The sequence below is a fragment of the Streptantibioticus ferralitis genome (assembly GCF_029223525.1).
Classification (GTDB): domain Bacteria; phylum Actinomycetota; class Actinomycetes; order Streptomycetales; family Streptomycetaceae; genus Streptantibioticus_A; species Streptantibioticus_A ferralitis.
Map to the genome: position 1 here is coordinate 389,739 of NZ_JARHTQ010000002.1, position 18,872 is coordinate 408,610.

At 69.9% G+C, this 18,872-nt stretch carries 15 protein-coding genes; 9 read left to right on the forward strand and 6 right to left on the reverse strand.

The features are described from left to right. Positions 1–180 precede the first annotated feature (180 nt). Together P2L57_RS04680 and P2L57_RS04685 are read left to right on the forward strand one after the other, a co-directional pair. Positions 181–1,995: an APC family permease gene (locus P2L57_RS04680; RefSeq protein ID WP_275808607.1), complete on the forward strand. Its 1,815-nt coding sequence runs from the start codon at positions 181–183 to the stop codon at positions 1,993–1,995. 227 nt (positions 1,996–2,222) lie between these two features. Further along, a complete protein-coding gene (locus tag P2L57_RS04685) occupies positions 2,223–2,972 on the forward strand; it encodes a DUF4118 domain-containing protein (protein WP_275808610.1) in 750 nt (249 codons plus the stop codon). A 41-nt stretch (positions 2,973–3,013) separates the two neighbouring features. Here P2L57_RS04685 and P2L57_RS04690 read toward each other — a convergent pair whose 3' ends face one another. Further along, complete coding sequence (locus P2L57_RS04690) at positions 3,014–5,560, reverse strand: sensor histidine kinase (RefSeq protein WP_275808613.1); 2,547 nt, start codon at positions 5,558–5,560, stop codon at positions 3,014–3,016. A gap of 459 nt (positions 5,561–6,019) precedes the next feature. Here P2L57_RS04690 and kdpF point away from each other — a divergent pair, with 459 nt between their 5' ends. The 5 genes from kdpF (at position 6,020) to P2L57_RS04715 (ending at position 11,368) form a co-directional block, all read left to right on the forward strand. Beyond that, positions 6,020–6,109 (forward strand): K(+)-transporting ATPase subunit F, encoded by a 90-nt coding sequence (gene kdpF / locus P2L57_RS04695; protein ID WP_275808616.1) that lies wholly within the window; start codon positions 6,020–6,022, stop codon positions 6,107–6,109. 114 nt (positions 6,110–6,223) lie between these two features. Beyond that, positions 6,224–7,888 carry a potassium-transporting ATPase subunit KdpA gene (kdpA, locus tag P2L57_RS04700; protein ID WP_275808619.1) on the forward strand — a complete coding sequence of 555 codons (1,665 nt, stop codon included), beginning with the start codon at positions 6,224–6,226 and terminating at the stop codon, positions 7,886–7,888. Then, positions 7,888–10,023 (forward strand): potassium-transporting ATPase subunit KdpB, encoded by a 2,136-nt coding sequence (gene kdpB, locus P2L57_RS04705; RefSeq protein ID WP_275808622.1) that lies wholly within the window; start codon positions 7,888–7,890, stop codon positions 10,021–10,023. Before kdpA ends, kdpB begins: the two co-directional genes overlap by 1 nt. Before the next feature lie 21 nt (positions 10,024–10,044). Further along, entirely contained in the window at positions 10,045–10,665 is a 621-nt protein-coding gene (gene kdpC / locus P2L57_RS04710) for a potassium-transporting ATPase subunit KdpC (protein ID WP_275808625.1), read from the forward strand. Between the two features lie 7 nt (positions 10,666–10,672). Continuing rightward, the gene (locus P2L57_RS04715; RefSeq protein WP_275808628.1) at positions 10,673–11,368 is read left to right on the forward strand and encodes a response regulator transcription factor; all 696 of its coding nucleotides are present in this window, start codon (positions 10,673–10,675) and stop codon (positions 11,366–11,368) included. A gap of 201 nt (positions 11,369–11,569) precedes the next feature. Here the strand turns inward: P2L57_RS04715 and P2L57_RS04720 are convergent, their stop codons facing one another. The 5 genes from P2L57_RS04720 to P2L57_RS04740 all read right to left on the reverse strand — a co-directional run bounded on the left by P2L57_RS04720 (position 11,570) and on the right by P2L57_RS04740 (position 16,441). Beyond that, positions 11,570–12,379, reverse strand: a complete 810-nt coding sequence (locus P2L57_RS04720) for a phosphate ABC transporter ATP-binding protein (protein ID WP_275808631.1) — start codon at positions 12,377–12,379, stop codon at positions 11,570–11,572. Between the two features lie 58 nt (positions 12,380–12,437). After that, the gene (gene pstA / locus P2L57_RS04725) at positions 12,438–13,316 is read right to left on the reverse strand and encodes a phosphate ABC transporter permease PstA (RefSeq protein ID WP_275808634.1); all 879 of its coding nucleotides are present in this window, start codon (positions 13,314–13,316) and stop codon (positions 12,438–12,440) included. Next, complete coding sequence (gene pstC, locus P2L57_RS04730; RefSeq protein ID WP_275808637.1) at positions 13,316–14,311, reverse strand: phosphate ABC transporter permease subunit PstC; 996 nt, start codon at positions 14,309–14,311, stop codon at positions 13,316–13,318. Before pstC ends, pstA begins: the two co-directional genes overlap by 1 nt. Positions 14,312–14,384: 73 nt before the next feature. Next, positions 14,385–15,572 (reverse strand): phosphate ABC transporter substrate-binding protein PstS, encoded by a 1,188-nt coding sequence (pstS, locus tag P2L57_RS04735; protein WP_275808640.1) that lies wholly within the window; start codon positions 15,570–15,572, stop codon positions 14,385–14,387. 107 nt (positions 15,573–15,679) lie between these two features. Further along, positions 15,680–16,441 carry a DeoR/GlpR family DNA-binding transcription regulator gene (locus P2L57_RS04740; RefSeq protein WP_275809194.1) on the reverse strand — a complete coding sequence of 254 codons (762 nt, stop codon included), beginning with the start codon at positions 16,439–16,441 and terminating at the stop codon, positions 15,680–15,682. A 560-nt stretch (positions 16,442–17,001) separates the two neighbouring features. On the opposite strand from P2L57_RS04740, the gene P2L57_RS04745 reads away from it, so the two are divergent. Together P2L57_RS04745 and P2L57_RS04750 are read left to right on the forward strand one after the other, a co-directional pair. Beyond that, on the forward strand, positions 17,002–18,078 hold the full coding sequence (locus P2L57_RS04745; RefSeq protein ID WP_275808643.1) for a Dyp-type peroxidase: 1,077 nt from the start codon (positions 17,002–17,004) through the stop codon (positions 18,076–18,078). Beyond that, the gene (locus P2L57_RS04750; protein ID WP_275808646.1) at positions 18,059–18,868 is read left to right on the forward strand and encodes a family 1 encapsulin nanocompartment shell protein; all 810 of its coding nucleotides are present in this window, start codon (positions 18,059–18,061) and stop codon (positions 18,866–18,868) included. Before P2L57_RS04745 ends, P2L57_RS04750 begins: the two co-directional genes overlap by 20 nt. Positions 18,869–18,872 lie beyond the last annotated feature (4 nt).

Sequence of the window (18,872 nt, forward strand, 5' to 3'; positions counted from 1 at the left end):
CTGATGCCGCCTCGGGCCAGCCGTACGCCGGAGAGTTGTCAGCCATGCCGACGAACCCCGGCACGGCCGCCGCCGGCCATGACACCCGTACGGCGCTCACGGCGCGTTAGCGACCCCCGGCAGGACCGCGCCGTCACACTGGCTCGGGGGCGTGGTCGGACGAGAGCAGGTGAGGTCGCTGTGACGTTTGGGCTGGCTCCCCGCAAGGCGCTGCCGAGGGTGCCACTGCACCCTGGAGAGGGTGACAAGTCCCATCTGACCAGCATCGAGGGCCTGGCCGCGCTGTCCCTGGACGCGCTGAGCTCGGTGGCCTACGGTCCCGAGGCGATCGTGGTGGTGCTGATCGCCGCCGGGACCGGCGCCCTGACCTCGACGCTCCCGGTCACCCTGGTCATCACCGGCCTGCTCGCGGTGCTCGTCATCTCCTACTGCCAGGTGATCGCGGTCCACCCGGACGGCGGCGGGGCCTACGCGGTGGCCAAGCAGTCACTCGGGGCACGGGCCAGCCTGCTGGCGGCGGCGAGCCTGGTCGTCGACTACGTACTCACCGTGGCGGTCAGCCTCGCCGCGGGCGCCGCCAGCCTCGCCTCGGCCTTCCCGGCACTGGCCCACCATCTGCTGGCCGTCTGCCTGGCGGGCCTCGTGCTGCTCACCGCCGTCAACCTGCGCGGCATCGCGGAGAGCGCGCGGGTGCTGATGCTTCCCACGGTGCTGTTCATCGTGAGCGTCCTCGGCATCATCGTCGCGGGACTACTGCGCTCCCACCCGGCCGCGACGGTCGGCAGCGTCCAGCCCGTGCACGCCACCCAAACCCTCGGTCTGCTCCTGCTGTTGAAGGCGTTCTCCTCCGGGTGCTCGGCACTGACCGGAGTGGAAGCCATCGCCAACGGCGTACCGGTGTTCCGCGAACCGCGTGTCAAACGCGCTCAACGCACGGAACTGATGCTCGGCTCGCTGCTCGGTGTGATGCTCGTCGGCCTGTCGGTCCTGATCCGCCGCGACCATGTGGCACCGCGCGGCGGGGTGACGGTGCTGGCCCAACTGACCGCCGGGGCCTACGGAACCGGGTGGGCGTACTACGCCACCAACCTCATCGTCACGCTCGCCCTCGCACTCGCCGCGAACACCAGCTTCGGCGGACTGCCCGTCCTGATGAGCCTGCTGGCCCGCGACCACCGCCTGCCGCACCTGTTCGCGCTGCGCGCGGAACGCCCGGTGTACCGGTACGGAGTCGTGGCGCTGGCCCTGCTGGCCGGCGCACTGCTCATCGCGGTGGACGGCGACACCCAGCGGCTGATCCCGTTGTTCGCGATCGGGGTGTTCATCGGCTTCACCATCAGCCAGGTCGGCCTGGTTCGGCACTGGGCCGGACAGCGCCCGGACGGTTGGGTGCCGCGAGCGCTGATCAACGGCACCGGCGCCGTGCTCACCGCCGTCGCGTGCCTGGTCCTGCTCGCCACCAAGTTCGTCGCGGGAGCCTGGGTGGTGGTCATCGCGGTACCGCTGATGATGCTGCTGTTCACCCGGATCGAGCGCTACTACACCGCCGTTGGCATCGAGCTCGGGATCGGCAGCATTCCCGCCACGCCGACCAGGACCACCAGCCTGGTCATCGTCCCGTTGAGCGGAGTCAGCAAGCTCGCCGAAAGCGCGATCAGCGCCGCGCTGGCCCTGGGCGACGAGGTCATCGCGCTGTCCGTGCAACACGACGCCGCCACCGCCGACCGACTGCGGCGGACCTGGGAGGAGTGGGACCCCGGCGTGCCCCTCGACATCATCGACAGCCCGAACCGCTCCCTGGTCGGGCCCGTCATCGACTACGTACGGCGGGCCGCACACAACGGCAGACGGGTTGCCGTGCTGATCCCGCAGGTCGAACCGTGCCACCGGCGCTACGACATCCTGCAGGACCAGCGCGGCATTCTGCTGGCCACCGCCCTGCGCTACCGGACCGACACCGTCGTGTGCCTGCTTCCGTACCACCTGAGCCTGTAGCCCGGAGACCTGGCCGCGCGGGGCCCGGCTCGGCCCCGCGCTCGGTCGACCGCGCCGCTACGGTGCTTCGGTGAGCCGCTGTGTCAGCCAGTCGGCGGTGGACGGCAGCCAGTCCGCCCCGGCGTTGCCGAGCAGATGGTCACCGTGCGGGACGAGCAGGTACTCGCCACCCGGCGCCTCGCGGGCGAGTCAGCGACCCTGTAAGGAGGGAGACGGGAGGTACCGCAATGCGTCGCTTCCTGGACAGGGACCTTGTCGCTGCCGCTGCCGGGCTGCTGGCTCCGCTCGCCGTGGCGGCGGCGCTCATACCCGCTCGTACGCACATCTCCAACACCGACGTCGCCCTGGTGCTGGTGGTGGTCGTCGTGGCGGTGGCCGCCAACGGACGCCGCCTCGCCGGTGCGCTCGCGGCGCTGTCGGCCGCCGTCTGGTTCGACTTCTTCTTCACCCGGCCCTACGAGCGGTTCGCCATCACCAAGTCCGCGGACATCCGTACCGCCGTTCTGCTGCTCCTGGTGGGCCTGGCGGTATCCCAGCTCGCCGCGCGGGCCAGGCGGCTGGAGGTGATCGCCATCACCGATGCCCGCTACCTCGATCAGATCCACGCCACCGCTGAGCGGGCACAGACCGCCACATCGGCGAGCGAGGTGGTCGACCAGGTCAAGGGGCAACTGACCGATCTGCTGGCGCTGCGTGGCTGCCGCTTCGAGTACGGCTCGCTGCTCGGCCATCCGGCACAGCTGCGACCGGACGGCAGCGTGCTCGTGCGCCGAAAGCCCTGGGACGTCGAGGGCCAGGGCCTGCCGGACGAGGAGATCGAACTGCGTGCCTTCGGCAACGGCCGCTACCTCGGGCGGTTCATGCTGCGCCCCGCACCGGGCGCCAAACCGTCACTGCAGGCCCGTCTGGTCGCGGTCACCCTCGCCGACCAGGTCGGAGCGGCCCTGCACACGACGGGTACGGCAGGCGGGGAGTAGCCGTCGGCACACCGGCGTCGGTGCAGGAACGGCGCTCCGGCTCATTCGGCGGCCCGGTCCGCCGCCTCACCCACCTCGGGTGGCGGGAAACGGTGCGCCGAGGTCGGGAAGTCCAGCGTCACGCAGAAGGCGGGTCCCTCGGTGGTGGGCTCCAAGGTGCCGCCCATCGCCTCGGTGAGGTCTCGCGACAGCCGCAGCGCAAGGCTGTCTGACAGGGCGTCAGGCAGCCCGGACGCCGAGGGGACGGCGGCTTCCGGGCCCGCTTGGTCCATGCCGTCCGTGACGCGGATCCGCAGCCGGTCGGGCAGCACCTCAGCCGTAAGGGTCGGCGGTCGGCCCTTCGGGCTGCGTCGCAGTGCGTCGGCTCCCAGGGCGGTGAGGGCGCGGGTGAGGGCGGCGGCGTCGGCGATGATGTCGGGCATCCGCTCCGGCAGCTCAAGCAGGATCGTGTGGCCGCCGGGGCCGAGATCGTCCAGGACCGCGGCCAGCACCTCGTCGAGGTCGACCGGGCGCAGATACAGATCGAGTGCTCCGGCGTGCAGACGGCCCAGTCGGTCGAGGTCGGAGACGAGCTGGACGGCGCGATGCACCGCCGAGCGGGCGGTGCTGAGCAGACGGCCCTGTTCCTCCACCGATCCACCGGGGTGGAGATCATGTAGGCGCGCCAGGGCCGCTTCGGCCGAGTGCAGCGGGGTGCGCAGGTCGCGTCCCGCGGTGAGCAGCAGCGAGGTGCGGGTGCGTTCGACCGCGGCGACGGTGTCCGTCTCGGCGGCACGTTGCGCGAGTCGGCCGTGGGCGTGCGCCATCCCCAGCTGCGCCGCGCACGCGCTGAGTACCCGTTGGTCGTCGGCGCCCAGCGGACGGCCGCGCGCGGCCAACGTGAGATCGTCGTTGACCCGGCTCTCCAGGTCCGCCTCGTAGGGCCGCTCCGGCGGCCGCTCACCCGCGCTGGCGATGACGTACCAGCGGGGTCGGGAGCCGTGCTCCCGGTCGCGTTCCAGGAGGCTGACCGCCGCCAGGCCGAAGTACTCCCGTACCTGTTCGAGCAGGGTGGGCAGGCTTTGCCCGTGCATCATCGCGGTCGCCAGACGACTCAGGGCGCGGGCTTCCGCGGTGGCACGCAGGGCCTGGTACGTCCGCTGAGCGGCGGTCCCCGCGGCCGTGCCGACCAGGGCGGCCGTGGCGATGAACACCACCAGCGCGAGGATGTCGTTGATGTGCTCGACGTTCAGCGAGTGCAGGGGTGACGTGAAGTAGTAGTCGGCGAGCAGCCCGGCGGCCACCGCGGCGATCAGCGCGGGGTACAGGCCGCCGACGAGGGCGATCACGACGACCAGCAGCAGGTAGAGCACCAGGTCGCTGGCGAGGCCGAGGTGGCCGCGCAGCGCGGTGAGCAGGAGCGTCAGCGCGGGCAGCAGCAGTGCCGTACCGGCCATCGCGGTCCAGTACCGTCGCGGCCCGGTGCCACGGGTCGGGTGCGGCAGCCGCAGCAGCGGAGCGGAGGCACCGGCTGCCTCCTCGTGGGTGACGATGTGCACGTCGATGGGTCCTGAGCCGTCGATCGTGCGCTTGCCCACGCCTGCCCGCAGCAGCGAGCGCATCCGGCCCCGGCGGCTCGCGCCCAGCACGATCTGGGTGACGTTCTCGGACCGGGCGAACTGCAGCAGCGCCTCGACGACGTCCTCGCTGGTGGCCTGGTGATAGCTGCCGCCCAGCGCCTCCACCAGGGCCCGCTGGTCGTCCAGGGCGGCCGGGTCGGCGTCGGCGAGACCGTCGCTGGGAACGACATGGACGGCCAGCAGTTCGCTGCCCGGCGTCTTGGCGGTGATCCGGGCCGCGCGGCGGATCAGGGTCTCGCCTTCCGGGCCGCCGGTGAGGCCCACCAGGATCCGCTCCCGGGTCTCCCAGGGAGCGGCGATGCCGTGCTCCGCGCGGTACCGCTGCAGACCCTCCTCCACCCGGTCGGCCAGCCACAGCAGGGCGAGTTCGCGCAGCGCGGTGAGGTTGCCCACCCGGAAGTAGTGGGTGAGAGCGGTCTCGATACGGTCCGGCGGGTAGATGTCGCCGTGCGCCAACCGGCGTCGCACCACCTCGGGAGGCAGATCGACCAACTCGATCTGCTCGGCGCGCCGGGCCACCTCGTCGGGCAGCGTCTCGCGTTGCCTCACGCCGGTGATCTGCTCGACCACGTCGTTGAGGGACTCAAGGTGCTGGACGTTGAGCGTGGTGACGACGTCGGTACCGGCCTCCAGCAGTTCCTCGACGTCCTGCCAGCGCTTGGCGTTACGCGATCCGGGCACATTGGTGTGGGCCAGCTCGTCGACCAGCGCCACCTGGGGGCGGCGGGCCAGTACGGCGTCTAGGTCCATCTCGGTGAAGCCGATTCCCCGGTAGGTCAGGGTGTGCCGGGGTACGGTCTCCATGCCCTCGGCCATGGCGGCGGTCGGCCGCCGTCCGTGCGGTTCCACGAACCCGACCACCACGTCGGTGCCCTGGGCGCGCAGGCGCTGGCCCTCCGCGAGCATGGCGTAGGTCTTGCCGACCCCGGGAGCGGCCCCGAGGTAGATCCGCAACCGTCCGAGTGCCATGGCCGTGCTCCTGCCGACTCGCCATGATCCATGATCATGCGCTCCGCACTCCCATGGTGCGCCCGGTCGGCCTTCGGGGCGGTGTTCGCGCCCGCGCCGCGTGTCCGGAATCCACGGGATCGGCTGCCGGGGCGACCGCCGCGATCACACGGCTGTGAACGGCGCCACCACTCAATCGGCTGCGGCGTGTCAAGAGCCCATCAAGGCGGGCATCGCTAGCGTCAGAGCTCCGCTGACAGGGGTCGCCAGCGGGGGCCGGCAGCCCTTCTCTGGGAAGGCCGGTTTCGGCCGACACCGCCCTCGGCTCCAGTGCCCCCATGTCCGTACGCCGCAGCCGAGCGGTCCTGTCCCGTCATTGCTCCGCGGGGGTGTGTCGCACATGTCGGATCTTGTCTTCATCGGCCTCACCATCGTGGCCTTCGCCCTCATCGGCCTGGCCGCCAGGGGGGTGGGCCGGCTGTGAGCGTCGAGAACATCGTGGGCCTGATCGTCGCCGTGGGCCTGGTGCTCTATCTGGTGTGCTGCCTGATCTTCCCCGAGAGGTTCTAGGTGTGTTGTTCGGCGGATCCTGGTCCGGTCGCGGCCCGTTCGGCGCCGTGACACCGATCCGTCGGGCAGGCGCCGGCCGCCTCCGCACTGGGTTCTGAACCGGAGAGGTTCTCCATGAACGACACTCTCGCGGGCTGGCTCCAGATCATCGCCCTGGTGGGCGCGCTGGCCCTGACCTTCCGGCCGCTGGGTGACCACATGGCCCACGTCCTCACCTCCCCTCGGCACTGGCGGGTGGAGCGCCTGATCTACCGGGTCGCCGGTGTGCACGCGGACGCCGACCAGCAGTGGTCCGCATATCTGCGCGGCGTCCTGGCGTTCGCCGCGGTCTCGGTGCTGTTCCTCTACGCCTTCCAGCGACTGCAGAACCACCTGCTGCTGTCCATCGGCATGAAGCCGGTCGCGCCGGATCTGGCGTTCAACACGGCGGCGTCGTTCGTCACCAACACCAACTGGCAGAACTACTCGGGCGAGTCGACCATGGGCCATCTGGTGCAGATGGCCGGTCTCGCGGTGCAGAACTTCGTCTCCGCCGCGGTCGGCATCGCCGTGGTCGCCGCCCTGATCCGCGGTTTCACCAGGAAGAAGACCGACCGGGTCGGCAACTTCTGGGCGGATCTCACCAGGATCGTGCTGCGGGTGCTGCTGCCGATCTCCTTCGTGATGGCGATCGTGCTGGTGGCCAGCGGCGTGATCGAGAACTTCCACGGCATCCAGTCGATCACCACCATCGCGGGAGACCACCAGAGCATCACCGGTGGCCCGGTCGCCTCGCAGGAGGCCATCAAGGAGTTGGGCACCAACGGCGGTGGCTTCTACAACGCCAACTCCGCGCACCCCTTCGAGAACCCCAACCCGTTCACCAACTGGCTTGAGATCTACCTGCTGTTGGTGATCGGATTCTCGCTCCCGCGTACCTTCGGCACGATGGTAGGGGACCGGCGCCAGGGCTATGCCATCGTCGCCGTGATGGCTCTGATCTGGGCATCCTCCGTGGCCATCGTGACCGCCAACGAACTGCACAGCGTGAGCAGTTCGGTCGGACACACGGCCGGGGGAATGATGGAGGGCAAGGAGCAGCGGTTCGGGATCTGGGCATCGGCGCTGTTCGCCGTGTCCACCACGCTGACCTCCTGCGGAGCGGTCAACTCCTTCCACGACTCGTACACGCCGGGTGGCGGCGGGATGACGATCTTCAACATGATGCTGGGTGAGATCGCGCCCGGCGGCACGGGCTCCGGTCTCTACGGGATCCTGATCCTGGCGGTCGTCGCGGTGTTCGTGGCCGGGCTGATGGTCGGCCGCACCCCTGAGTACCTGGGCAAGAAGCTGGGTGCTCGGGAGATGAAGTTCGCCTCGCTGTACATCCTGACCACCCCGGCGATCGTGCTGGTGGGGTCCGGGATCGCGATGGCGCTGCCGGGGGAGCGGGCCGCGATGCTCAACTCCGGTGCCCATGGCTTCTCCGAAGTGCTGTACGCGTTCACCTCGGCTGCCAACAACAACGGCTCGGCGTTCGCGGGCCTTTCGGCCGACACCGTCTGGTACAACACCGCGCTCGGCCTGGCGATGATCTTCGGCCGCTTCCTGCCCATGGTGTTCGTCCTGGCGCTGGCCGGATCGCTCGCCAGGCAGCAGCCGGTGCCGGTCACCGCGGGCACGCTGCCCACGCACCGGCCGCAGTTCGTCGGCCTGCTCGCTGCCGTGATCCTCATCGTCGTCGGCCTCACCTACTTCCCCGCGCTGGCGCTGGGACCACTCGCGGAAGGGCTGCACTGATGCCTACAGCCACCGCTCAACCGCCGGTTTCCAAGGACCCGCTGGCCCCCAACGTCCACCGGGTGTCCGGTGGACTGCTCGATGCCAGGCAACTGGTGACCTCCTTTCCCGACGCGCTGCGCAAGCTCGACCCGCGGACGATGGTCAGGAACCCGGTGATGTTCGTGGTCGAGGTCGGTGCCGTACTGACCACGCTGTCCGCGATCAAGGACCCGAGCGTCTTCGCGTGGGTGATCACCGCCTGGCTGTGGCTGACCGCGGTCTTCGCCAACCTGTCCGAGGCTGTCGCCGAAGGCCGCGGCAAGGCGCAGGCCGAGACGCTGCGCCGGACGAAGACCGACACCATGGCACGCCGGCTGACGGACGGTTGGCGGCCGGGCGCACCGGGCGTGGTGGAGGAGGAGGTCCCGGCGGCCGGGCTGCGGCTGGGGGATCACGTGGTCGTCGAAGCGGGCCAGATCATCCCCGGGGACGGCGATGTCGTCGAGGGCGTCGCCAGTGTGGACGAGTCGGCGATCACGGGTGAGTCGGCGCCGGTCATCCGTGAGTCCGGCGGTGACCGCTCGGCCGTCACCGGGGGAACGAAGGTGCTCTCCGACCGCATCGTCGTGCGAATCACCTCCAAGCCCGGGGAGACCTTCATCGACCGGATGATCGCGCTGGTGGAGGGGGCGGCCCGGCAGAAGACACCCAACGAGATCGCGCTGAACATCCTGTTGGCCTCGCTGACCATCATCTTCATGGTGGCCGTGGTGACGCTGCAGCCGTTCGCCATCTTCGCGGGCGCCGAACAGAGCATCGTCATCCTGGTGGCGCTGGTGGTGGCGTTGATCCCGACCACTATCGGTGCGTTGCTGTCCGCGATCGGCATCGCGGGCATGGACCGCCTCGTCCAGCGCAATGTGCTGGCGATGTCCGGTCGCGCGGTGGAGGCGGCGGGTGATGTGAACACCCTGCTGCTGGACAAGACCGGCACGATCACGCTGGGAAACCGTCAGGCCGCCGAGTTCCTGCCGGTGAGCGGTGTGGAGATCGAGGAACTCGCGGACGCCGCCCAGCTGTCCTCCCTCGCCGACGAGACTCCCGAGGGCCGCTCGGTGGTCGTCCTGGCCAAGGAGCGGTACGCACTGCGCGGGCGCACCGAAGGGGAGTTGGCCCGTGCCGAGTTCGTACCCTTCACCGCCCAGACCCGGATGTCGGGCGTGGACCTGAACAGCACCGAGGACAACCGGTCTTTGCGCAAGGGGGCGGCGACCGCGGTGATGAGCTGGGTCCGGGAACACGGCGGACATCCCACCGAAGAGGTCGGCCCGATCGTGGACGGCATCTCCGCCAGCGGGGGAACGCCGTTGGTGGTCGGTGAGGTCGCATGGTCCGAGGGCGCCCGCACGGCCCGGATCCTCGGTGTCATCCACCTCAAGGACGTGGTCAAGCAGGGGATTCGGGAGCGGTTCGACGAGCTGCGCCGGATGGGCATCAAGACCGTGATGATCACGGGTGACAACCCGCTGACCGCGCGGGCGATCGCGCAGGAGGCGGGCGTGGACGACTTCCTCGCGGAGGCCACTCCCGAGGACAAGATGGCGCTGATCAAGCGGGAGCAGTCGGGCGGCAAGCTGGTCGCGATGACCGGTGACGGCACCAACGACGCGCCCGCGCTGGCCCAGGCGGACGTGGGCGTGGCGATGAACACCGGTACCTCGGCCGCCAAGGAGGCCGGGAACATGGTGGATCTGGACTCCAACCCCACCAAGCTGATCGAGATCGTCGAGATCGGCAAGCAACTGCTGATCACCCGGGGCGCGTTGACCACCTTCTCCATCGCCAACGACGTCGCGAAGTACTTCGCGATCATCCCCGCGATGTTCGCCAGTGTCTATCCGGGCCTGCACCGGCTGAACATCATGGGCCTGCACAGTCCGACCTCGGCGATCTCCTCGGCGATCATCTTCAACGCGCTGATCATCATCGCTCTGATCCCGCTCGCCCTGCGCGGCGTGCGCTACCGGCCCTCGTCGGCGGCCGCGCTGCTCAACCGCAACATCGTGCTGTACGGGTTCGGCGGACTGGTGCTGCCGTTCGTCGGCATCAAACTGATCGACCTGCTCATCCAGTTCATCCCCGGGCTGCACTGACAGACAAGGAAGGCGCTCCTCATGGCCGGCTCTCTCGCCCGCACGGCCCGCCACCACCTGGCGGCGTTGCGGATGCTGGTGGTGTTCACGGTCATCACGGGCCTCGCCTATCCGCTGGCGGTCACCGGCATCGCCCAGCTCGCGTTCTCCCACCACGCCAACGGGTCGGTGATCAGGGACGGTGGACGGCCGGTCGCCTCCTCACTCATCGGCCAGAAGTTCAACCTGCCGCCCCCGAAGGGGCGGACCACCGGTGCCCCCGACCCCAGGTGGTTCCAGCCCCGCCCGTCCGCGGGCGGCTATGACCCGGCGAAGTCCGGCGCGTCCAACCTCGGCCCCAACAACGCCGGTCTGGCGAAGGCCGTGACGGACCGCCGCGCCGCCGTGGCGGCCTTCGATGGCGTGCCCCCGAGCAGCGTTCCGGCCGACGCGATCACCGCTTCGGGCTCCGGGCTGGACCCGGACATCTCGCCCGCGTACGCCTACGAGCAGGTCAACCGGGTGGCGAAGGCACGCGCCGCGCCGCCGTCAGCGGTGCGAAAGCTGGTGGCCGACCATGTTCAGGGCCGCACCCTGGGCTTCCTGGGGCAGGAACATGTCAATGTCGTCGCGCTCAACCGCGCCCTGACCGCGCTGAAATGAGGGCGTGATGCGCCGCCTCCTGGTCGTCGACGGCGAGCCGCAGATGCTACGGGCCCTGGACGTCAACCTGACCGCGCGACAGTATGCGGTGGCCACGGCTCACGACGGCACCAGCGCCCTGTGGCTCGCCTCCCGCACACCGCCGGACGCGGTCATCGTCAGCCTCGAACTCCCCGACATCGAAGGCGTCGACGTCATCACCGGCCTGCGGGCTGGGACGCCGATGCCCATCATCGCGCTGTCCGAGCGCACGGACCCCGCCCACATGGTCGAGGCGTTGGACGCGGGGGCCGACGACTGCCTGACGAAGCCGATCTCCATGGACGAGCTGGCCGCGCGGTTGCGCGCGGTGTTCCGCCGCTCGGACCAGTACCAGCCGCGGACCGCCGACGTCGGTGACTACACCGTCGACCTGTCCGGGTACACCGTCGTACCCAGGTCAGGGCACGGTGCCCCGGTGCACCTCACCCCGACCGAGTGGCGGCTGCTCGTCACCCTCCTGCGCCACCCCGACCGCCTGGTCACCGGCCACCAACTCCTGCGCGACATCTGGGGACCCGACCACGACCAGAACACCAACTACCTGCGCATCCACATGTCGGCCCTGCGTCACAAACTCGAACCCGATCCGTCCCATCCGCGGTACCTGATCACCGAACCCGGCCTCGGCTATCGATTCCAGCCCGAGGGCCGGGCGGCGTGACGGGACGGCCATGTGTGGCGGCCGGTACCCGGAAGGCGGGTACTCCCGATCACCTCCCTGCTCGCGCGGACAGAACGGTCAGGGCCCGAACGGGCGCCGACCGACGCGCCCCCCGTGCGCCGCGTCCGCCAACGGGCCGAAGGCCATGGAGTGTGCGGGCCGAAAGTCCCCTTGCGGCGGAGCGTTGTCCGCACGGGCCTGTCACCCGATCTTCCCGCTGATGTAGTCCTCGGTGGTCTGTTGCCGCGGAGTGCTGAAGATGCGCTCGGTCGGGCCGACTTCGACCAGTCGGCCGGGCTCGCCCACGGCGGGCATGGTCAGGAAAGCGGTGGTGTCCGCGACGCGGGCCGCCTGTTGCATGTTGTGGGTGACGATGACGACCGTGTACGTCTCCTTGATCTCCCTGATCAGGTCCTCGATCGTCAGGGTGGAGATCGGGTCCAGATGCGAGCAGGGCTCGTCCATCAGCAGGATCTCCGGATCCACCGCCAACGCCCGGGCGATGCACAGCCGTTGCTGCTGTCCGCCGGACAGGCTCCCGCCCGGCGCCTTGAGCCGGTCCTTGACCTCCGGCCACAACCCCGCCTTGGTCAGCGCCTGTTCGGCCAGGTCGTCGTGCGGGCCCCGGCCGAGCCGCCGGCCCAGGTGCAGCCCGGCCAGAACGTTGTCGCGGACGGACATGGTGGGGAAGGGGGTCGGTCGTTGGAAGACCATGCCGACCCGTTGGCGTATCTCGACCGGGTTGCTGTCCTTGGCGTAGATGTCGGCGTCGTCCAGCAGCACGCTGCCGGTCACGCTGGCCCCGGGCACGGTCAGATGCAGGCCGTTCAGACAGCGCAGCAGGGTGGACTTGCCGCTGCCCGACGGGCCGATCAGGGCGGTGACCTGACGTGGCTCGATGGCCAGGTCGACGTCCGCCACCGCGGGACGGCCGTGGTAGGAGGCGGTCAGGTTGACCACGTCGAGACGGGCTGGGGCCGCGGTGTCGGAGGGCGGGGCTGGGGTCGGCATCGCGGGCTCCTTCGCGGTGCGGCGGTCGGCGGCGGTGGTCGGTTGCTGAGTACGTGGTTCATCGGGCGCTCCGGGCGATACCGCGGCGGCTGAGGAGGCGGGCGCCAACGCTGAGCACCAGGACGATGATGATCAGGGTGAGTGTCCCGGCCCAGGCCCGGGCCTGGGCGGTGGCGAAACCGGTGATGGCGTTGTTGAAGATCTGCAGTGAGAGGGTGGACATCCGTCGGGTCGGGTTGGCCTCCAGGAACAGGTCGTTGCCCAGGGCCGTCAGCAGCAGTGGCGCGGTCTCGCCCATCGCGCGGGCCACTGCCAGCATGGCGCCGGTGATGATTCCGGAGCGGGCGGTGGGCAGCACGATGGACATCACGGTGCGGGCCCGGCTCACCCCGAGCGCCAGGCTGGCCTCGCGCAGCTCGTTGGGCACCAGCCGCAGCACCTCCTCGGTGGCACGGATGATCAGCGGCAGCATGATCAGGGCGAGCGCCACCGCCCCGGCCAGTCCGGAGAACCCGAAGTGCGCGACCCACAGCGCGTAGACGAACGCCCCGGTCACGATGGACGGCAGGCCGATCAGCACGTCGGTGAGGAAGCTGCACACCCTGGCCAGCCGGCCGCGGTACTCCACCAGGTGGATGGCAGCCGCGATACCGGCCGGCACCGACAGGCCGGTGGCGATGCCGACGATGATCACCGAGCCGACGATGCCGTTCGCGAACCCGCCGCCCGCCTGCGAGGGCTCCCCCGGTGGCGTCTGTGTCAGGAACACCGGGCCGAGGTACTTCAGCCCCTGACCGGCCACATAGGCCAGGATCCACACCAGCAGGGCCACCACCCCGGCGGTGGCGAGCGCCAGCACCACGGTCATCACGGCATTGACGGCCAGGCGGTGTGACAGACCGCGGCGGACGGGGGAGGCGGGCATACGGGCGGTCATCACGCGATGTCCTCTCCGGTGCGCCGGACGATCAGCTTGCCAACAGTGTTGACGATCAGTGCGATGACCAGCAGCCATGCGCCCACCACCATCAGCGACTGCAGATGGAACGGCTCGGTGGACTCGGTGAACTCGTTGGCGATCACCGAGGACATGGTGGCCCCCGGCCCGAGGATGCTCTTGGTGATCGAAAGGACGCTGTTGCCGATCACCATGGTGACCGCGATGGTCTCCCCGACCGCCCGGCCCAGACCGAGGACGGCGGCACCGGTGATGCCGGAGCGGGAACGCGGCAGTACGGCCATCCGCAGCATCTCCCATCGCGTCGCGCCCAGCGCCAGGGCGGACTCCTTGTCCGCGGTGGGCACGGTGGCGAAGACCTCACGGCAGATCGCGGTGATGATCGGCAGGATCATGATCGCCAGCACGAGACCGGCCACCAGATACGAGACGCCGAAGAACGGACCGGCGAACACCGGCCCGATGCCCGGGGCCGAGCCCAGCGTCCGCGACAGCCAGACGCCGGCCGGGCGGACGGCCGGGATCAGCGCGAAGATTCCCCAGAAGCCGTAGACCACCGAGGGGATCGCGGCCAGCAGGTCGACCAGGCCGGACAACGGCTTGCGCAGCCAGCCCGGCGCGACCTCGGTCAGGTACAGCGAGACGGCGACCGCGACCGGCACCGCCAGCACCATCGCGATCAGCGAGGTGACCGCGGTGCCGTAGACGAACTGCACGATGCCGTACGGGTTCGGGTGCCGTGCGGTGGTGGTGGCTTCGGACGGTGCCCAGCGGTCGGAGCTCAGGAAGCTGAGGATCCCGTAGTGGCGTAGCGCGGGCCAGGCCTGCGCTACGAGGAACACGGCGGTCGCCACCAGCACGACGACCACGAGTGCCGCAGCGGCCCTGACGGCGTACCGGAAGACGGTGTCGGTGTCGCGCCACCGGGCGCGCACCCTCCGCCGTGTGGCGGGGGTGTCGGCGAGGGGGGTCATCTGTCTTCCCGGGGTCGGGCGGCTCCGGCGGCGGGAAGGCCTGGAGAGCGGCCTTCCCGCCGCCGGGTGCTGGCTACGTGACGGCGGGCTTGCCGTTGATGGTGACCTGCTTCAGCTGGTCCACGGCCAGTTTTTGCAGGTTCTTGCCGAGGGGGGCGTAGTTCAGGCTGGCGTTGAGGTCCTGTCCTTTGGACAGCACCCAGGAGAAGAAGTCCACCAGCGCGGTGCCCTTCGCCGCGTCCTTCTGGTTCCGGTAGAACAGCGCGTAGCTGGTGCCCGCGATCGGGTACGCGTTGGGGTCGGCGCTGTCGGTCAGTGAGGTGTTGAGGTTGGCCGGGAAGGTGATCCCGTTCACCGCCTGGGTGACGGTGGCGACGCACGGCTGGATGAACCTGCCCGCCTTGTTCTGCACCTGCCCGTACGTGCTGTTCTGCGCCAGCACGTAGTGCAGTTCCAGGAAGCCCAGTGCGCCTTCGGTCTGGTTGATCTGGCCGGACACGCCCTCGTTGCCCTTGCCGCCGATGCCGACCGGCCAGGCCACCGTCTTGCCCTTGCTCTCGCTCGGGCCGCCGAGCGTGCTCACCCAGGTCGGGGACTCCTTGGAGAGGTACTCCGTCCAGAGGCTCGTGGTGCCGGAACCGTCGGAGCGGTGGACCACCGCGATCGGCTCCTTCGGCAGCTTCACCCCGGGATTCAGTGCGGTCAGCGCCGGGTCGTTCCACGTCTTGATCTTCCCGGCGTAGATCTTGCCGAGCACGTCGCCGGTGAACTTCAGCCCCGATTTGACACCCGAAAGGTGGTACGTGGGCACCACCGCACCCAGCAGCAGCGGAATCTGCAGCACGGGGCCCTTGGCCTCGGCCTGCTCGGCCGGGGTCATTCCGGTGTCGCTCTGGCCGAAGTCCACCGTTCCGGCCTGGATCTGCGCCACACCGCCGCCGGAACCGATCGACTGGTAAGCCACCTGTACGCCCGTGGCCTGGCTGTACGTCTTGGTCCAGTACGACATCATCGGCGCCACGAAGGTCGATCCCGCGCCCGAGAGGGTCTTGGCACCGTCGGGCAGCGGGGGGAACGGCGCCGGGAAGCCCGGCTTGTTGTCGCCGGTCCGGCCGCAGATCTGGTGGCCGAAGTCCGCGCCGGAGACGGAGCTGGACCCACCGCCGGGGCCGCTGCTGACGTTGTTCGTGTTGCCGCAGCCGGTGGCGACCAGCGCCACTGCGATCGCCGGAACGAGCCCGGCCAGGGCCTTGCGCGCCATGGGATCCATTCTAGGAATGGCGGGCGACGCACGGCGCTTCGGTTACTGCGGATGCCCCAAGGGGCCGCCCTGGGACGCCGCGGCTGGAAAGGCGAGCCCCCGCCAGGTCAGGCCCGGATGACCTGCGGGCCCAGCAGCGCGTAGCGGTGCGCTTCCGCGCTGGACAGTCCGGTGTCGGTGATGATCACCTCGAAGTCGGAGACCTCCGCGAAACGACAGAAGCTGCTCGCGCCGAACTTGCCGTGGTGGCCCATGAAGATCCGTCGGCGCGACACCTCCAGCGCCTTGGCCTTCACATCGGCCACCACCGGGTCGGGGGTGGTGAGGCCGTATTCCCGGGAGATGCCGTTCGATCCCAGGTACGCCAGGTCGATGACGAAGCCCGAGAGCATGGCGCACGCCCAGGACCCCACGGTCGCCAGCGTCCGGGCCCGGACCCGGCCGCCCAGCAGCAGGACGGTGGTGTTGGCCGACTCGACGACCGCGGCAGCCGTCGACAGCGATGCCGTCACCACCGTCAGGGGCCGATCGGTCGGCAGCAGCGCGGCGAGGAGCTGGGGCGTGTAGCCCTCGTCCACGAAGACGGTCTCCGCGCTGCCGAGGAGTTTGACGGCTTCCGCGGCGATCCGGCGTTTGTTCTCGACGTGCTGGGTGACGCGCTGGGCCAGGTTGGTCTCGAACCCCGCGCTTTCGACCGGATAGGCGCCACCGTGCGTACGGCGGACCAGGCCCCGGCGCTCCAGTTCGCGCAGATCCCGGCGAATGGTCTCCCGTACGACGCCGAACTCGGCTGCCGCGACGGCTACCTCCACCCGGCCGTGCCGGCGTGCCAGCGCCAGCAGCCGCTGGTGCCGCTCCTCCGCCCGCATCTCCTGCACCCGCTCCTCCTGCGACCGTTCGGACATCTGGGGCTCGAACGCGTCCGCGAGAGAGAGTTATACCGCTGTTTCGCGTCCGCACCCGTCCGTTGCGAGCACATCCGCCCCTGGACCACTTTCCGGCGGCGTTCGTCAGCCACGGCACCGCTCCCCATCCGCCGGAACTCCTGGAGCACATGACGCGCAGTTGGTCGCCGATCGCCCTGATCGTCGTCGGCCTTCGTGTTCGTCCGTATCGCCGGCGGCTCAACTACCCGGAACAGCACGCCCGTTGCCGTGGCTACCACCCACCCGGCGACGCCGGACCTGAAGGCATGGGCTGGTGGCCCGCGCACGAGAACTCCGGCGCCGTGGCAGCGGACGCGGGTCGGCCAGCCCAACGGGGCACTCAGGGGCGGCGCGAGCTGGACGACCGGACTCCAAGGCGGAGCGCTGCGGCTCGACGGCGCGGCTCACCGGGCCATGGACGGCCACCGGATGCGGGGTGTGCCGGTGCGAAGGACAATGGACGAGGACGGGGGCGACCAGCACACCGGAGGAGGTGTGTGGGGATGGCCTGCCCCGTCCGGGACGCGATTGCCCAGCCGGTGGTGAACCAGCCGACGACGGCGGCGATGTTTCTGGTGGTGACGATCGACCCGGGCGGCGAGCCCGTAGCACGGGAGTTGCTGCCGGAGTTGTCGGGGCTGCGGCGATCCGTCGGCTTCCGGGTACCGACCGGCAACCTCACCTGTGTCGCGGGCATCGGTTCGGATGCCTGGGACCGCCTGTTCGGCGGGCCGCGCCCGGCCGAGCTGCATCCGTTCCGGGAACTGGTCGGGGCCAGGCACCGCGCCCCCGCGACGCCCGGCGACCTGCTCTTCCACATCCGGGGCGGGCGGGAGGACCTGTGCTTCGGCCTGGCCTCGCTGATCATGGGCCGGCTGCGCGGCGCCGTCACGGTCCGCGACGAGGTGCACGGGTTCAAATACTTCGACGAACGCGATCTGCTCGGCTTCGTGGACGGAACCGAGAACCCGGAAGGGCCCCAGGCGACAGCGGCGGCCCTGATCGGCGCCGAGGACCCCGAGTTCACCGGTGGAAGCTATGTGATCGTGCAGAAGTACCTGCACGACCTGCAGGCGTGGGAGGCCTTGCCGGTCGAGGCCCAGGAGAAGGTGATCGGCCGTACGAAGCTGTCCGACATCGAACTGGACGACGCCGTCCAACCGGCCGACTCGCATGTCGCGCTGAACACGATCGTCGACCCCGACGGCACCCAGCGGCAGATCCTCCGCGACAACATGCCCTTCGGCAGCGCCGGGCGGGGCGAGTTCGGCACCTACTACATCGGATACGCCCGTACCCCTGCCGTCACCGAGCAGATGCTGGAGAACATGTTCCTGGGCACCCCGTCGGCCGCCCATGACCGGGTCCTCGACTTCTCCACGGCCGTGACCGGCACGCTGTTCTTCGTGCCCAGTGCCGACTTCCTCGACGACCTGCCCGATCCCTGCGGAACAGCCACCACGGCCGAGGCCGGCACGGCAGACACCGCACCCGAGGTCCGGCTTCCGTCGGTGGACGACGGATCGCTGGGGATCGGCAACCTGAAGGGGAGCGCCCCCGATGAAGAACCTGCATCGTGAACTGGCGCCCATCTCCGACGCCGCATGGGCCGACATGGAGGAAGAGGCGCGGCGCACGTTCAAGCGCCATGTGGCAGGCCGCCGGATCGTCGACCTGCCGGAGCCGGGCGGTGTGGAACTGTCGGCGGTCGGCACCGGGCATCTGACGGCCATCGACCCTCCGGCGGACGGTGTGGTCGCCCGTACCCGCCGGTCGCAGCCGGTCGTCGAGCTGCGGGTGCCGTTCAGCGTAGACCGCCAGCAGGTCGACGATGTCGAGCGCGGAGCCAGGGACGCGGACTGGCAGCCGGTGAAGGACGCCGCCCGGAAGATCGCGTTCGCGGAGGACCGGGCGGTGTTCGAGGGGTACCCGGCAGCGGGCATCGCGGGCGTCCGAGAAAGTACGTCCAACCCCGCGCTGACCCTGCCGGCCGAGGTGCGCGACTACCCGACCGTCATCAGCCAGGCCGTGACCACCCTGCGGCTGGCGGGCGTTGGCGGCGCGTACACGGTGGCGCTCAGCGCCGACGCCTACACCGCCGTGAACGAGACGTCCGATCACGGATACCCGATCCACAAGCACATAGACCGGGTTCTGGACGGCGAGATCATCTGGGCACCCGCCATCGACGGAGCGTTCCTGCTGTCCACCCGCGGCGGTGACTTCGAACTGCGCATCGGCCAGGACGTGTCCATCGGCTATCTGTCCCATGACGACACGAGCATCCGGCTCTACTTCCAGGAGGCGCTGACGTTCCTGATGTACACCAGCGAGGCCGCGGTGGCGCTGGTGGCGCCGCCACAGGCATGAGCCC

What these genes read in the sequence shown, in the direction of transcription:
- pstS (WP_275808640.1), bottom strand. Translation starts at nt 15,572, where the DNA reads ATGGCGCGCAAGGCCCTGGCCGGGCTCGTTCCGGCGATCGCAGTGGCG.
- P2L57_RS04685 (WP_275808610.1), top strand. Translation starts at nt 2,223, where the DNA reads ATGCGTCGCTTCCTGGACAGGGACCTTGTCGCTGCCGCTGCCGGGCTG.
- P2L57_RS04745 (WP_275808643.1), top strand. Translation starts at nt 17,002, where the DNA reads ATGGCCTGCCCCGTCCGGGACGCGATTGCCCAGCCGGTGGTGAACCAG.
- P2L57_RS04740 (WP_275809194.1), bottom strand. Translation starts at nt 16,441, where the DNA reads ATGCGGGCGGAGGAGCGGCACCAGCGGCTGCTGGCGCTGGCACGCCGG.
- pstC (WP_275808637.1), bottom strand. Translation starts at nt 14,311, where the DNA reads ATGACCCCCCTCGCCGACACCCCCGCCACACGGCGGAGGGTGCGCGCC.
- P2L57_RS04750 (WP_275808646.1), top strand. Translation starts at nt 18,059, where the DNA reads ATGAAGAACCTGCATCGTGAACTGGCGCCCATCTCCGACGCCGCATGG.
- kdpB (WP_275808622.1), top strand. Translation starts at nt 7,888, where the DNA reads ATGCCTACAGCCACCGCTCAACCGCCGGTTTCCAAGGACCCGCTGGCC.
- kdpC (WP_275808625.1), top strand. Translation starts at nt 10,045, where the DNA reads ATGGCCGGCTCTCTCGCCCGCACGGCCCGCCACCACCTGGCGGCGTTG.
- P2L57_RS04715 (WP_275808628.1), top strand. Translation starts at nt 10,673, where the DNA reads ATGCGCCGCCTCCTGGTCGTCGACGGCGAGCCGCAGATGCTACGGGCC.
- P2L57_RS04720 (WP_275808631.1), bottom strand. Translation starts at nt 12,379, where the DNA reads ATGCCGACCCCAGCCCCGCCCTCCGACACCGCGGCCCCAGCCCGTCTC.
- pstA (WP_275808634.1), bottom strand. Translation starts at nt 13,316, where the DNA reads ATGACCGCCCGTATGCCCGCCTCCCCCGTCCGCCGCGGTCTGTCACAC.
- kdpA (WP_275808619.1), top strand. Translation starts at nt 6,224, where the DNA reads ATGAACGACACTCTCGCGGGCTGGCTCCAGATCATCGCCCTGGTGGGC.
- P2L57_RS04690 (WP_275808613.1), bottom strand. Translation starts at nt 5,560, where the DNA reads ATGGCACTCGGACGGTTGCGGATCTACCTCGGGGCCGCTCCCGGGGTC.